The organism is Cronobacter turicensis (genome assembly GCF_041222865.1).
In the GTDB taxonomy this organism is placed as follows: domain Bacteria; phylum Pseudomonadota; class Gammaproteobacteria; order Enterobacterales; family Enterobacteriaceae; genus Cronobacter; species Cronobacter turicensis.
Window position 1 is genome coordinate 302585 of record NZ_CP165997.1, and the last position, 18690, is coordinate 321274.

14 protein-coding genes are annotated in these 18690 nt (G+C 58.4%); 5 read left to right on the plus strand and 9 right to left on the minus strand.

The window, feature by feature from the left end:
* Positions 1 to 26: 26 nt before the first annotated feature.
* The 3 genes from feoA to greB all read right to left on the minus strand — a co-directional run bounded on the left by feoA (position 27) and on the right by greB (position 3762).
* A complete protein-coding gene (gene feoA / locus AB8W27_RS01395; RefSeq protein ID WP_007702689.1) occupies positions 27 to 251 on the minus strand; it encodes a ferrous iron transporter A in 225 nt (74 codons plus the stop codon).
* Between the two features lie 600 nt (positions 252 to 851).
* Positions 852 to 3176 carry a Tex family protein gene (locus tag AB8W27_RS01400; protein WP_041924002.1) on the minus strand — a complete coding sequence of 775 codons (2325 nt, stop codon included), beginning with the start codon at positions 3174 to 3176 and terminating at the stop codon, positions 852 to 854.
* Positions 3177 to 3288: 112 nt separating this feature from the next.
* Positions 3289 to 3762 (minus strand): transcription elongation factor GreB, encoded by a 474-nt coding sequence (gene greB, locus AB8W27_RS01405; protein WP_004385524.1) that lies wholly within the window; start codon positions 3760 to 3762, stop codon positions 3289 to 3291.
* A 341-nt stretch (positions 3763 to 4103) separates the two neighbouring features.
* On the opposite strand from greB, the gene ompR reads away from it, so the two are divergent.
* Complete coding sequence (gene ompR / locus AB8W27_RS01410; RefSeq protein ID WP_006177890.1) at positions 4104 to 4823, plus strand: two-component system response regulator OmpR; 720 nt, start codon at positions 4104 to 4106, stop codon at positions 4821 to 4823.
* A complete protein-coding gene (gene envZ, locus AB8W27_RS01415; protein WP_015742757.1) occupies positions 4820 to 6166 on the plus strand; it encodes a two-component system sensor histidine kinase EnvZ in 1347 nt (448 codons plus the stop codon). Before ompR ends, envZ begins: the two co-directional genes overlap by 4 nt.
* A gap of 63 nt (positions 6167 to 6229) precedes the next feature.
* Here envZ and pckA read toward each other — a convergent pair whose 3' ends face one another.
* A complete protein-coding gene (pckA, locus tag AB8W27_RS01420; RefSeq protein ID WP_041924001.1) occupies positions 6230 to 7849 on the minus strand; it encodes a phosphoenolpyruvate carboxykinase (ATP) in 1620 nt (539 codons plus the stop codon).
* A gap of 429 nt (positions 7850 to 8278) precedes the next feature.
* Here pckA and AB8W27_RS01425 point away from each other — a divergent pair, with 429 nt between their 5' ends.
* Complete coding sequence (locus AB8W27_RS01425) at positions 8279 to 9988, plus strand: DUF4153 domain-containing protein (protein ID WP_015742755.1); 1710 nt, start codon at positions 8279 to 8281, stop codon at positions 9986 to 9988.
* 51 nt (positions 9989 to 10039) lie between these two features.
* Here AB8W27_RS01425 and hslO read toward each other — a convergent pair whose 3' ends face one another.
* From hslO to AB8W27_RS01445, 4 genes are all read right to left on the minus strand, one after another.
* Complete coding sequence (hslO, locus tag AB8W27_RS01430) at positions 10040 to 10918, minus strand: Hsp33 family molecular chaperone HslO (protein ID WP_041924000.1); 879 nt, start codon at positions 10916 to 10918, stop codon at positions 10040 to 10042.
* Between the two features lie 23 nt (positions 10919 to 10941).
* Positions 10942 to 11343, minus strand: a complete 402-nt coding sequence (hslR, locus tag AB8W27_RS01435) for a ribosome-associated heat shock protein Hsp15 (RefSeq protein ID WP_015742753.1) — start codon at positions 11341 to 11343, stop codon at positions 10942 to 10944.
* Positions 11343 to 12023, minus strand: coding sequence for a GMP/IMP nucleotidase (gene yrfG / locus AB8W27_RS01440; RefSeq protein ID WP_041923999.1), 681 nt, complete (start codon positions 12021 to 12023; stop codon positions 11343 to 11345). Before yrfG ends, hslR begins: the two co-directional genes overlap by 1 nt.
* A gap of 63 nt (positions 12024 to 12086) precedes the next feature.
* Positions 12087 to 14225: an intracellular growth attenuator family protein gene (locus AB8W27_RS01445; RefSeq protein WP_041923998.1), complete on the minus strand. Its 2139-nt coding sequence runs from the start codon at positions 14223 to 14225 to the stop codon at positions 12087 to 12089.
* Between the two features lie 336 nt (positions 14226 to 14561).
* Between AB8W27_RS01445 and nudE the strand changes: the two genes are divergently transcribed.
* The gene (gene nudE, locus AB8W27_RS01450) at positions 14562 to 15122 is read left to right on the plus strand and encodes an ADP compounds hydrolase NudE (protein ID WP_041923997.1); all 561 of its coding nucleotides are present in this window, start codon (positions 14562 to 14564) and stop codon (positions 15120 to 15122) included.
* Positions 15123 to 15204: 82 nt separating this feature from the next.
* Here nudE and mrcA read toward each other — a convergent pair whose 3' ends face one another.
* Entirely contained in the window at positions 15205 to 17757 is a 2553-nt protein-coding gene (gene mrcA / locus AB8W27_RS01455) for a peptidoglycan glycosyltransferase/peptidoglycan DD-transpeptidase MrcA (protein WP_015742749.1), read from the minus strand.
* 119 nt (positions 17758 to 17876) lie between these two features.
* On the opposite strand from mrcA, the gene AB8W27_RS01460 reads away from it, so the two are divergent.
* Positions 17877 to 18659: a hypothetical protein gene (locus AB8W27_RS01460; RefSeq protein WP_015742748.1), complete on the plus strand. Its 783-nt coding sequence runs from the start codon at positions 17877 to 17879 to the stop codon at positions 18657 to 18659.
* The last annotated feature ends 31 nt before the right edge of the window (positions 18660 to 18690 follow it).

The window sequence follows — 18690 nt, forward strand, 5'->3', positions numbered from 1 at the left end:
TTGCGTTAACTCAACACAGAAAGAGGTCAGCGGGTCGCTTCAACCTGCAAAAGCGCCAGATCTTTTTTTCGCAGCACCAGGCTTACGCGTCGGGTTTCGATATGAATCGGGTCCCCCAGGGGAGCTACGCGTTTTACCTCAAACGATGAACCCGGCAGCATGCCGAGCGACAGTAACTTCTGGCGGTAGGCCGGGCTGATTTCCCGGGCGAAACCCGTGATTTTCCAGCTGCTGTTAGGTGTGAATTGCATAGGACCTGCTTATTCCGAATGCGCTCAGCGGCGGTGAGCCGTAGCGATACAACGGCCAGGAGCCGACTATTGCGCGGGAAGGGTTGTTTATCTGATTAAGATGGTAATGAGAATGGTTTTTATCTTCAATGCAATAATGCAGCGTAACGATACTTTCTGATGTTTATTTGTTCTGGCGCAAAAAAACGCGGTCACCCGCGTTTTCAATAGACGTGGTCAAATTATTTATTCTTTATTTTTCATTTAATTAAAATTAAAAGCGGCCAGAGATTATTTTGACACCTTTTATGAGTGTTATTTATTTGTTCGAGTTGTTGTTTAAATGAAAAATGTAACCGCGTTCATATTTGATTTTATTTCTGAATGTGGATTTTTAAATAATTTTTGCGGTACGGGCAAGGAATGACAGGTGGGTGCGCTGCGCTTACCCACCCTACAACTACATAAATGGCCGTTAACGCTGCGGTGGGTGCGCTACCCCACAGAATCAACGCGTCTGTCAAAACGTAGGGCGGGTAAACGTAGCGCACCCGCCATGGATATCACCCGAAAAACCAATAAAAAAGGCCGGTTTTCCGACCTTATGTGTTGTGCTGCGGCTTAACGCTTTTTGCCGAACGCGGCGGCGAGCGCATCGCTCATCGCGCTGTTGCCGCCCGCGCCGCTGTCGCGCGCCGGTTTACGGTTATTCTGCGCCGGGCGCTTCTGCGGCTCGCGGCTATTGCCGCCGCGCCGCGCGTTGCCTTCGCCTGGCTGCTCGTCGAGACGCATGGTCAGCGCGATACGCTTACGCGGTAAATCCACTTCCAGCACCTTCACCTTCACGATATCGCCCGCTTTCACCACGGTGTGCGGATCCTCGACGAATTTGTCGGAGAGCGAGGAGATATGCACCAGACCATCCTGATGCACGCCGATATCCACAAACGCGCCGAAATTGGTCACGTTGGTCACCGCGCCTTCCAGCACCATGCCCGGCTGGAGATCGTTCATCGTCTCCACGCCGTCGGCGAACTGGGCGGTTTTGAATTCCGGACGCGGGTCGCGACCCGGTTTTTCCAGCTCTTTAATAATGTCGGTCACGGTCGGCACGCCGAAACGCTCATCGGTAAAATCCACCGCCTTCACGTTACGCAGCGCGCTGCTGTTGCCCATCAGATCGCGCAGCGACTGCTCCGTCGCCGCCAGAATGCGCTCCACCACCGGGTAGGCTTCCGGGTGAACCGTAGAGGCGTCGAGCGGGTTATCGCCGTGGTTAATACGCAGGAAACCCGCGCACTGCTCAAACGCTTTCGGCCCCAGACGGCTGACTTTCAGCAACTGCTGACGGTTGCGGAACTGACCGTTCTCGTCGCGCCACGACACAATGTTCTGCGCCATCATACGCGTCAGGCCCGCCACGCGGGTCAGCAGCGGCACCGAGGCGGTATTGAGATCGACGCCCACGGCGTTCACGCAGTCTTCCACGACCGCATCGAGTTTGCGCGCCAGCTGGCTCTGACTGACGTCATGCTGATACTGGCCCACGCCGATGGATTTCGGATCGATTTTCACCAGTTCCGCCAGCGGATCCTGCAGACGACGGGCGATAGACACCGCGCCGCGCAGCGACACGTCGAGATCCGGGAACTCCAGCGCCGCCAGTTCAGAGGCGGAGTACACCGACGCGCCCGCTTCGCTGACAATGACTTTCTGCGCGGTCACTTTCGGGAACTGCTTCTGCACGTCGAGGAAGAAACGTTCGGTTTCGCGCGACGCGGTGCCGTTGCCGATAGCCACCAGCTCCACATTATGCTTCTCGCACAGCGCGGCGATGACGACCGCCGCTTTGGCCGCCTGGCCGGTATGGGGATAGACGGTATCGGTTGCGACCAGCTTGCCGGTGGCGTCAACCACCGCCACTTTCACGCCGGTACGCAGGCCCGGATCGAGCCCCATCGTGGCGCGCAGCCCGGCGGGCGCGGCCATCAGCAGGTCATGCAGGTTACGGGCGAATACGTTAATCGCCTCGTCTTCGGCGCGCTCGCGCAGCGTGCTCATCAGCTCGGTTTCCAGATGCATCAGCACTTTGATGCGCCAGGTCCAGCTCACGACACCTTTACGCCAGCTGTCGGCCGGGGCGTTATTCAGGCGCAGACCGAGATGATCGGTAATAATCTGCTCGCAGTAGCTTTCGCGCGGCGGCTCGTCAAACTGCGGGTCGGCGTTGAGCGAAAGCTGCAATACGCCCTCGTTGCGCCCGCGGAACATCGCCAGCGCGCGGTGCGACGGCACCGTGGAGACGGGTTCATGATGGGCGAAGTAGTCGCGGAATTTCGCGCCTTCTTCCTCTTTGCCAGGCACCACGGCGGAGACCAGATGGGCGTTCTTCCACAGGTAATCGCGCACTTTGGCGAGCAGCGCCGCGTCTTCGGCAAAGCGCTCCATCAGGATATAGCGCGCGCCGTCGAGCGCGGCTTTAGTGTCCGCCACGCCGTTGTCGGCGTTGATAAATTTCGCGGCTTCCGTTTCCGGCTCATGGGACGGCTCGTTCCACAGCAAATCGGCAAGCGGCTCAAGGCCCGCTTCGATCGCTATCTGCCCGCGGGTGCGACGCTTCGGCTTGTAAGGCAGGTAAAGGTCTTCAAGCTCGGTTTTGCTCTGGGTGCCGGTAATGGCCGCCTGAAGTTCATCGGTCAGTTTGCCCTGATCGGCAATCGATTTGAGGATAGCCGCACGGCGCTCTTCGAGTTCGCGCAGATAACCCAGACGCGTTTCCAGCAGGCGTAACTGGGTGTCGTCCAGACCGCCGGTGACCTCCTTACGATAGCGTGCGATAAACGGCACGGTATTCCCTTCATCAAGCAGGCGAATGGCAGCGTCTACCTGTTCAGCCCTGGCCTGAAGCTCACTGGCGATAATACGACTGAGCGAATCATTCATCATGGCAATATCATCTGTTATGTACAAAAAGTCAGGGCACAGTTATACGGACTGAAGGGTAAAAATGCCAGCCGTAGCCGCGCCCGTGGCGGGTTTCGGAGCTATCCGCAAAGGGTTACTTCACATACTCAATGGCGTTCACATACCAGGTGGCCTCGCCGCCCGGCGTCTGGACGGTCGCCACGTCGCCTTCCTCTTTTTTGAGCAGCGCGCGGGCCATGGGGGAGTCGATGGAGATGTAATCTTTGCGTCCGAAAATCTCGTCATAGCCGACGATACGAAAACGCTTTACGTCGCCGTCGTCGTTTTCCACCTCAACCCAGGCGCCGAAAAAGACTTTGCCTTCCTGCTGCGGCGAATAATCGACAATTTTCAGGTTCTCAAGGCATTTGGTGAGATAGCGCACGCGGCGGTCGATTTCGCGCAGTCGCTTTTTGTTGTACTGGTAATCGGCGTTTTCACTGCGATCGCCAAGGCTTGCCGCCCAGGTCACTTTTTTAGTGACTTCGGGCCGCTCCTCGCGCCACAGATAGTCGAGCTCTTTTTTGAGTTTTTCGTAGCCTTCGCGGGTAATTAACGGCGTTTTCATCGGCTGGCCTTCGCAGAGAATTTTAACGTCCGTACCTTAGCGGGCGCGGTGGCGAATGTGAAGCGCCGGGCGCGTGAAAACAGGGCTGATTCACGCGCCTGAAACCGAAGGGCCAGCATACGAAATGCGCCAGTTCGTTTATGATTAGGGCTGAGGTCGGCAGCGTCGTCATATCGCGCTTTAGGGACACGCCGGTTTTGTGATGAAAAGTGAAGATAAGCTGCTGTTAAATATGCTTTGTAACAATTTCGACTACAATATATACCAGATTTAACTCACCGGCTGACGCACACTTTTTTAGAATGGCGTTACAACTGTTTGAGCCTTTGGGAGTAAACACAATGCAAGAAAATTACAAGATTCTGGTGGTGGATGACGATATGCGCCTGCGCGCGCTGCTTGAGCGTTACCTCACCGAGCAAGGCTTCCAGGTGCGCAGCGTGGCAAACGCCGAACAGATGGACCGCCTGCTGACCCGCGAGTCCTTCCACCTGATGGTGCTTGATCTGATGCTTCCTGGCGAAGACGGGCTCTCGATTTGCCGCCGTCTGCGCAGCCAGAGCAACCCGATGCCGATTATCATGGTCACCGCTAAAGGCGAAGAGGTCGATCGTATCGTGGGGCTGGAAATCGGCGCTGACGACTACATCCCTAAACCGTTCAACCCGCGTGAGCTGCTGGCTCGCATCCGCGCCGTACTGCGCCGTCAGGCCAACGAGCTGCCGGGCGCGCCGTCGCAGGAAGAAGCGGTCATCGCCTTCGGGAAATTCAAACTCAACCTCGGCACGCGTGAAATGTTCCGTGAAGATGAGCCGATGCCGCTCACCAGCGGGGAATTCGCCGTACTGAAAGCGCTTGTCAGCCACCCGCGCGAGCCGCTGTCGCGCGATAAGCTGATGAACCTGGCGCGCGGCCGTGAATACTCGGCGATGGAGCGCTCCATCGACGTGCAGATCTCCCGCCTGCGCCGCATGGTGGAAGAAGATCCGGCGCATCCGCGCTATATCCAGACCGTCTGGGGCCTGGGCTACGTCTTTGTGCCGGACGGCGCTAAAGCATGAGGAAGCTGCGCTTCTCGCCTCGCAGTTCTTTTGCCCGCACGCTGCTTCTCATCGTCACCCTGCTGTTCGCAAGCCTGGTGACGACCTACCTGGTGGTGCTTAACTTCGCCATCCTGCCGAGCCTCCAGCAGTTTAATAAAGTCCTGGCCTACGAAGTCCGTATGCTGATGACCGATAAACTTCAGCTGGAGGACGGGACGCAACTGGTGGTGCCGCCGGCGTTTCGCCGCGAGATCTACCGCGAGCTTGGGATTTCGCTCTATGCCAACGAGGCGGCGGAAGAGGCGGGATTGCGCTGGGCGCAACATTATGAGTTTTTAAGCCAGCAGATGGCGCAGCAGCTTGGCGGCCCGACGGAAGTGCGCGTCGAGGTCAATAAAAGCTCGCCGGTGGTGTGGCTGAAAACGTGGTTGTCGCCCAACATCTGGGTGCGCGTGCCGCTGACCGAAATTCATCAGGGCGATTTCTCGCCGCTGTTTCGCTATACGCTGGCGATTATGCTGCTGGCGATTGGCGGGGCCTGGCTGTTTATCCGCATCCAGAACCGGCCTTTAGTGGAGCTGGAACACGCCGCGTTGCAGGTCGGTAAAGGCATTATTCCGCCGCCGCTGCGTGAATATGGGGCGTCCGAAGTGCGTTCGGTGACGCGCGCGTTTAACCATATGGCGGCAGGCGTAAAACAGCTGGCAGACGACCGCACGCTGCTGATGGCGGGCGTCAGTCATGATTTACGCACGCCGCTGACGCGTATTCGTCTGGCGACCGAGATGATGAGCGAAGGCGACGGCTATCTGGCGGAATCTATAAATAAAGATATCGAAGAGTGCAACGCCATCATCGAGCAGTTTATCGACTACCTGCGCACCGGGCAGGAGATGCCGCTGGAAACGGCGGATCTCAACGCGGTGCTGGGTGAGGTGATCGCCTCGGAAAGCGGCTATGAGCGCGAGATAGAAACGGCGCTGCAAACCGGCGAGATCCCGCTGCGCATTCATCCGCTGTCCATCAAGCGCGCCGTGGCGAATATGGTGGTGAATGCCGCGCGCTACGGCAACGGCTGGATCAAAGTGAGTAGCGGTACGGAACTCAACCGCGCCTGGTTCCAGGTGGAAGATGACGGGCCGGGCATTGACCCTGCCCAGCTCAAGCATCTGCTGCAACCGTTTGTGCGCGGCGACAGCGCGCGCAGCACCAGCGGCACCGGGCTGGGGCTGGCGATTGTGCAGCGTATTATCGATAACCACCACGGGCTGCTCGATATCGGCAAGAGCGAGCGGGGCGGGTTGCGCATCCGCGCCTGGCTGCCGGTGCCGGTGGGGACGACGGTGGTTAAAAACAGCTAATTTTCTGCTCTTCACACCATAAAAAAACGGCTCCTTTACGGAGCCGTTTTTACATTCAACCCTTTAGCGCTGCGGGCCTGCGCTCACCAGCGCGGCGCCGGCAGGCGTGTCGGTGTATTTCTCGAAGTTGCTGATAAACAGCTGCGCCAGCTGCTGCGCTTTCTCCTGCCACTGTTCCGGCGAGGCATAGGTATTGCGCGGGTCGAGAATGCGCTCGTCAACGCCCGGCAGGCTGGTCGGGATAGCCAGATTAAAGAGCGGCAGCGTGAAGGTTTCCGCGTCGTCCAGCGAGCCGTTCAGGATGGCGTCGATAATCGCGCGCGTGTCTTTAATGGAGATGCGTTTGCCGGTGCCGTTCCAGCCGGTATTCACCAGATACGCCTGCGCGCCTGCCGCCTGCATACGTTTCACCAGCACTTCGGAATACTGCGTCGGGTGAAGCATCAGGAAGGCCGCGCCGAAACAGGCCGAGAAGGTTGGGGTCGGCTCGGTCACGCCGCGCTCGGTGCCCGCCAGTTTCGCCGTAAAGCCCGAGAGGAAGTGATACTGCGTCTGGCTGGCCGTCAGGCGCGAGACCGGCGGCAACACGCCGAATGCATCGGCGGTCAGGAAGATCACTTTCGTCGCGTGGCCCGCCTTCGACACGGGCTTCACAATGTTATCGATGTGGTAAATGGGGTAGGAGACGCGGGTGTTTTCCGTTTTGGACGCGTCGTCAAAATCGATACTGCCGTCGTCGCGCACGGTCACGTTTTCCAGCAGCGCGTCGCGGCGAATGGCGTGATAGATATCCGGCTCGGCTTCTTCAGACAGGCGAATGGTTTTGGCATAGCAGCCGCCTTCGAAGTTAAACACGCCGTCATCGTCCCAGCCGTGCTCGTCATCGCCGATAAGGCGGCGCTTTGGATCGGTAGAGAGCGTGGTTTTTCCAGTACCGGAGAGGCCGAAGAACACCGCGACATCGCCTTTTTCGCCGACATTCGCCGAGCAGTGCATTGAGGCAATGCCTTTCAACGGCAGCAGGTAGTTCATGATGGAGAACATGCCTTTTTTCATCTCGCCGCCGTACCAGGTGCCGCCGATAAGCTGCATCCGCTCGGTCAGGTTAAAGGCCACGAAGTTCTCGGAGTTCAGCCCCTGCGTCTGCCAGTCCGGGTTGGTGCACTTCGCGCCGTTCATCACGATAAAATCGGGCTCGAAGCCTTCCAGTTCATCATCAGACGGGCGAATAAACATGTTTTTAACGAAATGCGCCTGCCAGGCCACTTCGGTAATAAAACGCACCGCCAGGCGGCTGTCCGGGTTGGCGCCGCAAAAAGCGTCAACGATGAACAGGCGTTTACCGGAAAGCTGCTGCGTCACCAGACCTTTCAGATGCTGCCAGGTTTCCGGCGTCAGCGGTTTGTTGTCGTTTTTGCCTTTGCCCTTATCGGACCACCAGAGCGTATCGCGCGTGGTGTCGTCGCGCACGACGTATTTATCCTTCGGCGAACGACCGGTAAAAATGCCCGTGTCGACGGCGACCGCTCCCAGATCAGTTAGCACCCCGCGCTCATAACCCTCCAGTGACGGGTCGAGCTCTTCGCGATAAAGCGTGTCGTAATCGGGGTTATAAACCACCTCCTGGACGTCGTTAATACCGTAAGCCTTGAGATCCTGCGGGGTTATGCCTGTAACTCGCATTTCACTGCTCCTTAGCCAATTTATACTAACTGAAAGTGTAGGGTCATTCCGGGGATGTTAACCGCGACAGGCTTCATAGATTTACGTTACTGATGGGGCGCCAGGCGCGCCATAGTGGAAAAATTCTGTGAGACCGGTCACGACGGGACTCAGAGTATGGCAACATTTTATCTGTGTACGCGTTAATTGTTCCGAATATGTTATAAAAGCCGCCCGCTAAACCCGCACTTTGTGACTGTAAGCGCTTTCCTGAAGAAAATTATCTTTTCTGTGAAAACCAAAACCGGCGGGCGATCGCACAGGACAAACGTGCTTTTGTTGAAAGGCGTCCGGCTCCGGTGCCCGAAACCTGTCTTTTCCCACTTCACGCTCACTTCACGAAGGCGATTTATCTTCATCACGTGAATGCGTTTTTAAAGGATTATCCCCATGTCTGAACTCCATCCTCTGGCGCCCGCGACGCGCTGGAGTATCGTGATGATTGCCGCAATTTGCGGTCTGCTGATGTTTTTAACCGGCCCGCGCAGCTTGATCGTGATGAGCCAGGGCTCAGCGCTGGTGCTGCACTCGCTGGCCATCACGCTATGCGCGAGCGTGGCGCTTGCCGCGACCCGCCTGCGCGCGCCGCGTTTCTGGTTAATGACCGGCGCGCTGCTGGCGCTGGTCGGCGTGATGGCGGGCTGGATGCGCTGGTCTGTCACGGGTGTGGACGAGCTGGATGCCGCAGAGATGGTCGCGAACTGGTATTTCCACCTGGCGGCCACGCTCTTTATGGCGCTGCCCTGGCTGCAGCGCGACAGCGTATCCGGCGAGCCCGTCTCACGCCGTCTGGCGTTGTGGAATAACGGCGTCGCGCTGCTGCTGGCGCTGGCGCTCGCTGGCCTATTCTGGGGCGTGCTGCTGCTGTGGGCGAAGCTCTTCAGCGCGGTGAATATCCGCTTTTTCGACGATCTGTTTTTTGACACGCCACTGTTCGGCTACGTGATGGTGACCGTTTCCGGCGCGGTGTGTTTGCTGCTGTGCCGCAGCCAGACGCGCATTACCGAGGCGCTGATTCGCTTTCTGACGCTGGTGGCGTCCGGCCTGCTGCCGCTTGCCGCACTCATCGCGCTGCTGTTTCTTGTGACGCTGCCGTTTGTTGGCCTGAGCGGTCTTGCGGAGCGCACCTCCTGCAATGCGCTGCTAAATATGCTGGCGCTGGTCTTGCTGTCGCTTTCGGGCGTGGCCTGCGCGCCCTGGCGCAGCGCGCCGCCGCCGCATAAGGCGTTGCGTCTGCTGAACGCCGCCGGGCTTATCGCGACGCCGCTCTTTTCGGCGTTGGCCGGGTGGTCGCTGTGGCTGCGCGTGCAGCAATATGGCTGGACGCCGTCACGCGTTTACGCGGCGCTTATCACGGCGACCGTGCTGTGCTGGGCCGTATGCGCAGCGCTGCAGGCGGCGCGGCGAATGAAGCGCAGTGAACCGGTCAGCGATCGCGGCGGCCGGGTCGTCATGCTGTTTTCGCTCGCGCTATTAGTATTAAGCCATTCGCCGGTGCTCGACCCGTGGCGCATCAGCGTTGAGAGTCAGATGGCACGCTATGAGAGCGGGGCGCAAAAGGCCGACCTGATGAGCCTGTATATGCTGCAACACGCCGGGCGACGCGGCCAGGCGGCCCTGAATGAACTTCGCAATAACACGGCTTTCATGGCGGATCGTGAAAACCGTCAGGCGCTGCGCGATATGCTGGACGGGGATCCGTCGTCGGCGGTGAACGAGGCGGATCTGCGCGACGCCATTTCGCTTGCCGCAGGCGCGCAGGCGCCCGCGGAAAGCTGGTGGCAGTGGGTGCGTAAAGAGGATACCTACAGCGTGCGCGGCTGTTTATATGAGAAAGGCAGTTGCGTCGTGGCGGCGCTCGATCTCAACCACGACGGCCAGAATGAAGTGCTGCTGTGCAGTAGCGATACGCGCAGCTGTAGCGTGACGGTGCGCGAGAACGGCCAGTGGCGGCAGGCGGGCTGGAGTCTTGAGGTGCCCGGCAGCCTGACCCGCGAAAAATTCGACAAGGCGCTGCGCGAAAACCAGATCAAAGGAAAAGATAAAACCTGGCAGGATGTGGAAATCGGCGGGGTGAGAATACCGATCAGTTATCAGTAAGCGTATAGCAGGAAACGCTTCCCGCCGGGCGGCGGGAAGCGTCAGCAGGCTTTAGTGCACCTGCGGATCGGCCGGGGAGACGTTTTTGCGGATCCCGGCGATATCCATCGCGTCAAACACGTAGTGGTTACCGCAGTAGTCGCAATGCATATCCACTTCGCCGTCTTCTTCCAGAATCTGTGCGATTTCTTCATCGGGCAGCGTACGGAGCGCATCGGCGCAGCGCTCACGCGAGCAGGTGCATTTAAACTCCACCGCCTGCGGATCGTAAACGGTCACTTCTTCTTCGTGGTAGAGACGCCACAGCACATCGTTAGCAGGCAGCGTAAACAGCTCGTCCGCTTTGATGGTTTCAGTCAGCGTCGCCAGATGGTTGAAGTCTTCCGTCTGGGCATCCTGCGCCGGCAGTACCTGCAACAGCATACCGCCTGCGGCAGGCTGGCCCTGCGCTTCGCCGGTGCGGATAAACAGGCGGGTCGGCAGCTGCTCGGAGCGCATGAAATAATCTTCCAGACATGCGGCCAGGGTATCGCCTTCCAGGCCAACCACGCCCTGATAGCGCTCGCCTTCTTCCGGCGTAATGGTGATGACCAGATAGCCGTTGCCCACCAGCGTTTTCAGATCGGCATCAGCCGGGACATCGCCCTGCACGCGCGCGACGCCGCGCATCTGCTGGCGGTTATTGCCGTTAATGACGGCAAGCGTCATCGGGCCGTCACCCTGCAACTGAACCGTGATATCGCCCGCGAATTTCAGCGTCGCGGTCAACAGACTGGTGGCGACCAGCAGCTCGCCCAGCAGGGTTTTCACCGGCATCGGGTAGTCGTGGTTTTCAAGTATCTGTTTCCAGGTTTCTGAAACCGTCACCAGTTCGCCGCGCACGGCATAATTTTCAAAAAGATAGCGGTGTAGTTGGTCGTGTTGAGCCATTATTCTCTCTCCTGGCGTGACGGTTATTCGCTGTCGCCAAATTTAAATTTGATCAGATCGCGGCGCTCTTTTTTATCCGGGCGGCGATCCGGATGCGGCATGGAAAGGGCGTTGAGTTTACGCGCCAGCGCGAGTTTTTCGCGCTTTTCGATACTTTCTGCCGTCTCTTCGTACAGCAGTACCGCCTCGTTTGCCGGTCGTCGCTGATCGGTAATGCCTTTTACCACCAGCGTGCGTTCATCGTTTCCCTGGCGCAGCGTTAATACCGCGTTCGGTTCGATAATTTTACTCGGTCTGGTCCGTTGTCCGTTGTAGTGCACCTTGCCGCCTTCGATCATCTCGCGGGCCAGCGTGCGGGTTTTATAGAAGCGCGCCGCCCAGAGCCATTTGTCCAGGCGAACCCCTTCCGTAGATTTCTCTTTCATCACGACTCCTCGGTTTGCAGCGAGGGGATCAGACGCCGGTAATCGCCAAGCGCCGGATGGCGCTGATAGCTTTTATCCGCAACGCCTGAATCGGGATTGGTGACGCCAAGGCAGTAGCGAATACCAAACCGCGCGGCGGCATCGAGAATCGGCTCGCTGTCGTCGATAAACAGCGTGCGCGATTTTTCAAGGCCGGTGTGCCGGGCAACGGCCTGCCATAACCGCTGATCCTCTTTTGGATAACCAAATGTGTGGGTGGAAAGTAATAAATCAAGGTGCTGAGCAAGCCCGGTATGCTCAAGCTTCACGGCCAGATTATGAGGATGCGCGTTGGTCAGCAAAATACGCCGCTTGCCGCAGGCTTTCAGCGCGTCGAGAAACGGCACGGTATCTTCACGTATCAGCGCACGCGGCCCTTGCTCGGTCGTCATGGCGCAGATATCGAGCCCCAGGCGCTCGCTCCAGTAATCCAGACAGTACCAGTTTAGCGTATGCTGAACGGCGTGATATTCGGCGCGGATATGATTGTGGGCGTCATCCAGCGAGATGCCGCGCTGCTGGCTTAAGGTTTCGGGCACCAGCTTCTGCCAGAAAAAGGTATCGAACGCGAGATCAAGCAGCGTGCCGTCCATATCCAGCAGAACGGTATCAACCTCCTGCCAGGCGATATCAATAGTCATGGGAACTCCCGCCTGAGGAAAAAAGGGGCGACAGATTACCATAAACCTGTCGCCGCCGGATTATCAGAACAGGGGGCGAATATCCGCGGAGGGGACCAGCTGCGGGTTGAAGCAATTTTCGTAGTAGCGCTGGATTTCTTCGATACGGGTGCGGCTGCGCTGCCAGCGGCGCAGCGCGACGACGCCGTTATACAGCGCGCAGATGAGCATCACCAGCATCAGGAGCGTGGTGCCGAAATAGCGCCACAGCCCGGCGCTGTCCGGAATACTGCTGAGCGTAACATGCTGGGTGCCGTTGGCGTCGGTGCGCAGGCTGGTGACGACGCCTTCAGCGTGGAACGGCGTCTGCATCAGCATACCGGCCAGACGCTGAAACTCTTTCCACTGCTCCTGCGGCGGGAAATCATACAGCGATGTCGGCGGCAGCGGCTGGTTCACCATATCTTTGCCTTCGTCGCTGATAATCATAAAGCCGCCCGGCGGCGGGCTGTTGAGCGACTGCGCGGCGCGGCTGGTTTCACGCACGAAGAACGGCGCGGTTGACGCAATCACCAGATTATCGAGCGATTCCGCGCTGACCGGGCGCAGCAGCACGTTGATGCCGTCGAGTTTGCCTTCGCTGGCGCGTTTCACGAGCGACGGCCAGTCTTTGGTATTGCCGAGGTTCACCAGCGCGTTTTTCAGTCTCACGCACTCTTCTTCGCCGGTACACAGCGCTTCGGTTTTCAGCACGATCTCCGCGAAATCATCCAGCAGCACCATGCCCGATTTTTGGATAGCCGACGCCAGTTGCGGGTTGATTTTGGTGTCACCTTCCTGCGGATGCAGCTGGCGGTTAACCGCATCTGCCAGCGCCGTCGCTTTGGTTACCGTATCGGATTCCGGCAGGGGCAGGGGGCTTGCGTTATTCCAGAGAATTTGCGAGCAGTCGAACGGCATAAACGGGTAGTTCTGGCGCGTGGTGTAACGCCCCGGCAGATGGATATTACACATGCCCGTGCCGTTGATACGCAGCGTGTCGCCAACGCGCAAACCCGCTTCTTCAAGCTGCGCGACGCTGGTCGCTTCGACCGTTTGCGCGCCTTTAAGCCAGGAGATCGTCAGCTTAAACGGCATATCGAGCGGCACCCAGATGGTCAGGAGCAGCAGTACCAGCAGCGCGCCTGCGCCGATGACCGCGCTGCGCAGCCAGTGCTGAAGCGGGAAATGTTTCACTTCATCATGCAGCGACAGGAAACGCCCCTGGCGCACCACATGTCTGTCCATATAAATATCGATATCCGTTTTCTGGCCTAAATCATGCGCGATAAACGGTTGCCAGTGCGGCGGATAGATAAGGTCGATAATGCCGAGCGAAATATTATTGAGCTGTTCCTGATTGGTTTCGCCAAACAGGCCCCAGCGTTTGGGCGTGCCGCGCAAACAGTGTATTTCGCGCAGCGCCGTTTTCGCTGGCGGCGCATACAGCCCCCACAGGCCCGCGCCCAGCAGTAAAATCGCGCCGCCCGCAAGCCAGGGCAGCATCATCGGCGGCGTCACGAGGCAGAGGAAAAAGAGCACAAACGCGGCGCAAATCAACAGCGCTTCGCGCAGCCCGTCCGGGCGCCCAAGCAAGTGCTCTTCCTGCGTCTCCTGACGAATATTCAGCAGCTCAATCTGTTCGCTTTCTTCGCCGCGGATGGACGCCAGGCCCGACGCCGGGCCTTCCAGCACGTAGCCGCGCGCTTCATGCACGTGTTCCTGGATCGAATGGCCATTTAGCGAAATAACCAGCGGCAACGTTCCGGTGCGGATAAGCTCGACGCTGTTATCGTCCGTGATGTATTGCTCGCAGAAAGGCGGCAGATGCACTTCGACCGAATCCAGGTAGTAGCGCCATTTGTTCGGATCGTCCGATGAGAGGCCGTAGCGGGTAATGGCCCGACGGATACAGTAGACAGTGCTGCTTTGCGGCGTCAGCGTTAACCGGACTGGCGGCTTAATCGCGCCGGTCGGCGTCGGCGAATCCTGAAAACGAGAGAGCGTTTCCAGATAGCTTTCGATGGCGCTACGCTCTTCACTGCTGAGTTTACGGGTCGTGGCGCCAGCAAAAACCTGGGCGGGTAAACGGGGATGACGGGGGCGAATTTTGCGCTTTATCCACCAACCTGCAATGACGATGCAGGCCAGCATAGCAGCGACTAAAATCAACAAGGTGCTCATGCTTTCCCCATCAAATCACGGTACTCGATGCAAATGTAAACAAGTATTGCCTATGCAACATTAAGGCAGAACAATGAACAAAAATCGACAGGTATGGGTTCAATTTGAGTGAAATTATTTGAGGCATACCAGCAGTAAATCAATGTTAGCAAAGCGAGAAGCGTGGAAATATCAGCAAATTCTTATTTTAAATTCAACCTCTTGACATAAATGGGTATTTGGGTTTTACGTGCGCGTAACGTTGCGGGAATGTAAATAAAAAACGATTCACATTGCCCGAACCGTGCGGTGTGTCGCACAATGAGAAGAGATATTGTCACCCGGTGGCCGGTTAAAATGAGTAAACCCCTGCAAAAACCCACTATTTTACATATCGAAACGGTCGCCCGTTCGCGTCTTTTTAGCGTCGAGCAGGTGAGTCTGGCCTTCAGCAACGGCGAGCAACGCGTCTATGAGCGCATGCGGCCTTCCGAACGCGAGGCGGTCATGATCGTGCCGATTATTGACGATCATCTGGTCTTAATCCGTGAATATGCCGTCGGCACCGAATCCTATGAGCTGGGCTTTTCCAAGGGACTTATCGATCCGGGTGAGAATATTTACGAAGCCGCGAACCGCGAGCTCAAAGAAGAAGTCGGCTTTGGCGCAAAGCAACTGACGTTCCTGAAAAAACTCACCATGGCGCCGTCTTATTTCTCCAGCAAAATGAATATTCTGGTGGCGGAAGGTCTCTACCCGGAAACGTTGCAGGGCGACGAGCCGGAGCCGCTGGTTCAGGAGCGCTGGCCGCTCGCGCATATGATGGATCTGCTGGAAGACCCCGATTTTAGCGAGGCCCGCAACGTCAGCGCGCTGTTTTTAGTGCGAGAATGGCTGAAGATGCACGGCAGGCTGTAGCCAAAGAAAACGCCCGGTAAAGGGCGTTTCAACCCGCTCAACGGATAAAAAAACGCCCCATGATGGGGCGTTTTGTGTTTTATCAGAACAGCTCGTGGGTTTCCCCGTTATCGATAATCGTTGTACCGACTTCATGCACCGCCTGTTGGGTCGGTTGCGTGCCTTCGATAAAGAACTCCTGACGACTGTTGCCGCCGTTCGCGAGCTGGCCGGTGCTGCGGTCGATGTTGACCGTCACGATGCCAGGCGGCGGGGTTAACGGCTCTTCCGGCACGCCTTCCAGCGCGGCTTTCATGTACGCATCCCATGCAGGCTGCGCGCTTTTCGCGCCGCCCTCATAGCCGGAGATCTGATCTTTAATCGCGCCCGAGGCCGTGGTGCGGCCGAGATCGCGGCGATGATCGTCAAAGCCTATCCAGACCGATGTCACCACACCCGGACCGTAACCGGAGAACCAGGCATCTTTCGAGCTGTTGGTCGTCCCGGTTTTACCGCCGATATCGCGGCGCTGGAGATCGCGTCCGGCGCGCCAGCCCGTGCCCTGCCAGCCCGGCTCGCCGAAGATATTGCTGTTCAGCGCGCTTTTAATCAAAAACGACAGCGGCGTGCTGATCACGTGCGGCGCATATTGCGGCGCCGGGCTTTGCGCGACCAGATCGCGGTTTGCCTGTTCAAGCTGCGGCATCGGCACCGGGGCGTTCTGCTGTTCAGCGGAGGTGGCGACGTTTTCCACGTCTTTATTTTCCAGCACGTCTGACTTCGGCGTTTCGCCGTAAATCACCGGAATATCGCAATCCGGGCAAGCGATTTTCGGTTTCGCCTCAAACAGCGGTTCGCCCTGGTCGTTGGTGATTTTGCTGATAAACCACGGGTCGACCAGGAAGCCGCCGTTCGCCATCACCGCGTAGCCGCGCGCCACTTGCAACGGCGTAAAGGAGGCGGAGCCCAGCGCGAGCGATTCGGTATGCACGATATTCTGCGCCGGGAAGCCGAAACGCTGCAGATATTCCGCCGCGTAGTCGACGCCCATGGCGCGCATGGCGCGAACCATCACCACGTTCTTAGACTGGCCCAGGCCCTGGCGCAGACGAATCGGCCCGGCATATTCCGGCGGAGAGTTTTTTGGCCGCCAGTCGGAGCCCGCGCCCGCATCCCAGCGGGAAATCGGCACGTCGTTCAGAATGCTTGCCAGCGTCAGGCCTTTGTCCATCGCGGCCGTATACAGGAATGGCTTAATGTTTGAGCCGACCTGGCGCAGCGCCTGAGTCGCGCGGTTAAATTTGCTCTGGTTGAAATCAAAACCACCTACCAGCGCCAGGACCGAGCCATCTTTCGGGTTGATAGAGACCAGCGCCGAGTTCACATCCGGCACCTGAGCGAGCCACCAGCTGTCATCCACCTTGCGCACCCAAATCTGCTGGCCGGCCTGCAACACGTCTGTCACGCGGCGCGGCGTCGGGCCCTGCGCGGTATCGGAACGGTAAGGGCGCGCCCAGCGCACGCCGTCCATCTTCAGCGACACCGACGAGCTGTCCGCCAGCAGGGCTGTGGCTTCGTCCGTATTTGCCGAGGTGACGACGGCAGGCAGTAGCGGCCCGTAGGTCGGCAGGTTTTTCAGCGAATCGGTGATTTTCTTGCTGTCCCACGCCATCTCGCCCACGCGCCACAGCACGTTAGACGGGCCGCGGTAGCCGTGGCGCATGTCGTAGTCCATCACATTATCGCGAACCGCTTTCTGCGCGGCCTGCTGAATGCGGCGGGTGATCGTGGTGTAGACCTTATAACCGTCTTCATAGGCGTTCTCGCCGTAACGGCTAATCATCTCCTGACGCACCATTTCCGTCAGGTACGGCGCGGAAAACGCGATTTCCGGCGCGTGATAATTGGCGTCAATGGCTTCGCTGCGGGCATCGTCATACTGCGACTGGCTGATATAGCCTTCGCTCAGCATACGTGAGAGCACGACATTGCGGCGCGCGGTGGCGCGCTCAAGCGAGTAGAGCGGGTTGAACGTCGAGGGCGCTTTCGGCAGACCGGCGATCACGGCGATTTCACTTAAGGAGAGCTGATCCACCGTTTTGCCGAAATAGACCTGCGCGGCCGCGCCCACGCCATAGGCGCGATAGCCGAGGTAAATCTTGTTCAGGTAAAGCTCAAGGATCTCATCTTTCGTCAGCAGTTGCTCAATACGCACCGCGAGAAAGGCCTCCTTGATTTTACGCATCAGGGTGCGTTCCGGGCTTAAGAAGAAGTTACGCGCCAGCTGCTGCGTAATGGTGCTCGCGCCCTGCGAAGCGTGACCAGAGAACAGCGCGACGCTTGCGGCGCGGAAAATCCCGATAGGATCGACGCCGTGGTGATCGTAGAAGCGGCTGTCTTCCGTGGCGATAAACGCCTTCACCATTTCTGGCGGGATCTGATTGAGCGTCAGCGGAATGCGGCGCTTTTCGCCGTACTGTGCGATCAGTTCGCCATCGGCGCTGTAGATCTGCATAGGGATCTGCAACCGCACATCTTTCAGCGTGGCGACATCAGGCAACTGCGGCTCAATAAATTTATACAGACCGTATATCGAGCCGGCTCCCAGCAGAATGCAAAAGACTGCAAGGAAGAATAAATACTTTACGAACTTCACCGAGGATTTCCCATTTAGTTTCTGTTGGGCAGTTTATAAACAACCGCGCGGTAGTATAAAGGCAAGCCAGAAGCATTGATATTGCATTTTCATTTTGCGGGACAGGGAGAACGTCAAAAATGATCGGCGCGCAATGGCAGATAGGCCTTCATATTCAACCAGATATAGTCATTTCCGTGGCGTTAACGCCTAAGCGAGGCGGCTGGCGTCAGCAGCGCTGGTGGGCGCTTCCGCTGGCGCCTTATCATGACGACGAACAGCGCCGTCAGGCGTTAATCGAAGCACTAACGCCGTGGCGCGCGCAGCTGCCGCGTTATTCCTCCATCCGGCTCGGATTTCCGGCGCAGCGCACGCTACAGCGCGAGCTTCCCCGGCCCGTTACCGCGTTATGCGAACCGGAATGCGAAGCCTGGCTTGGCGCCGTCGCGGCACGCCAGCTCTCTCTGCCGCCCGACGCGCTGGCGTTTGATTATACCGAGAGCCAGGAGGGCTATGCCGTAACCGCCGCGCGCGCTGTGGAGGTGGCGGAACTGACGGCCTGCGCCCGCGCGCTGCGTTTCACGCCCGCCGCGCTGACGCCTGACGCGAGCGCGCTGGCCTGCTTCTTTCCGTATGTTGATAACACCTGCAAGGTCATCGTGGCGCAGGCGGGCGCGCAGTGGCTGTGGGCGACCCGCGATCGCTGGGGCGTGTGCGCGACGCCAGGCGCGGAGGGCTTATTGTCGCTTGGCGTGCAGCTTAACGTGCCGGCGCAGGAGATAACCCTGTGCGGCGCAATCCGGGAGGAGGGCGACTGGCAGAGGTTTGATCCCTGGCAGGCCATCACATGGCCTTGCCCGCCCTTGCCGGATGAGCGTGGACGCTTCGCCGTCGCCATTGGGCTGGCGCTGGGAGCGGCGTGATGAGGCGGCACGTTAACCTCTTACCGTGGCG

What these genes read in the sequence shown, in the direction of transcription:
- feoA (WP_007702689.1), bottom strand. Translation starts at nt 251, where the DNA reads ATGCAATTCACACCTAACAGCAGCTGGAAAATCACGGGTTTCGCCCGG.
- AB8W27_RS01400 (WP_041924002.1), bottom strand. Translation starts at nt 3,176, where the DNA reads ATGATGAATGATTCGCTCAGTCGTATTATCGCCAGTGAGCTTCAGGCC.
- greB (WP_004385524.1), bottom strand. Translation starts at nt 3,762, where the DNA reads ATGAAAACGCCGTTAATTACCCGCGAAGGCTACGAAAAACTCAAAAAA.
- ompR (WP_006177890.1), top strand. Translation starts at nt 4,104, where the DNA reads ATGCAAGAAAATTACAAGATTCTGGTGGTGGATGACGATATGCGCCTG.
- envZ (WP_015742757.1), top strand. Translation starts at nt 4,820, where the DNA reads ATGAGGAAGCTGCGCTTCTCGCCTCGCAGTTCTTTTGCCCGCACGCTG.
- pckA (WP_041924001.1), bottom strand. Translation starts at nt 7,849, where the DNA reads ATGCGAGTTACAGGCATAACCCCGCAGGATCTCAAGGCTTACGGTATT.
- AB8W27_RS01425 (WP_015742755.1), top strand. Translation starts at nt 8,279, where the DNA reads ATGTCTGAACTCCATCCTCTGGCGCCCGCGACGCGCTGGAGTATCGTG.
- hslO (WP_041924000.1), bottom strand. Translation starts at nt 10,918, where the DNA reads ATGGCTCAACACGACCAACTACACCGCTATCTTTTTGAAAATTATGCC.
- hslR (WP_015742753.1), bottom strand. Translation starts at nt 11,343, where the DNA reads ATGAAAGAGAAATCTACGGAAGGGGTTCGCCTGGACAAATGGCTCTGG.
- yrfG (WP_041923999.1), bottom strand. Translation starts at nt 12,023, where the DNA reads ATGACTATTGATATCGCCTGGCAGGAGGTTGATACCGTTCTGCTGGAT.
- AB8W27_RS01445 (WP_041923998.1), bottom strand. Translation starts at nt 14,225, where the DNA reads ATGAGCACCTTGTTGATTTTAGTCGCTGCTATGCTGGCCTGCATCGTC.
- nudE (WP_041923997.1), top strand. Translation starts at nt 14,562, where the DNA reads ATGAGTAAACCCCTGCAAAAACCCACTATTTTACATATCGAAACGGTC.
- AB8W27_RS01460 (WP_015742748.1), top strand. Translation starts at nt 17,877, where the DNA reads ATGATCGGCGCGCAATGGCAGATAGGCCTTCATATTCAACCAGATATA.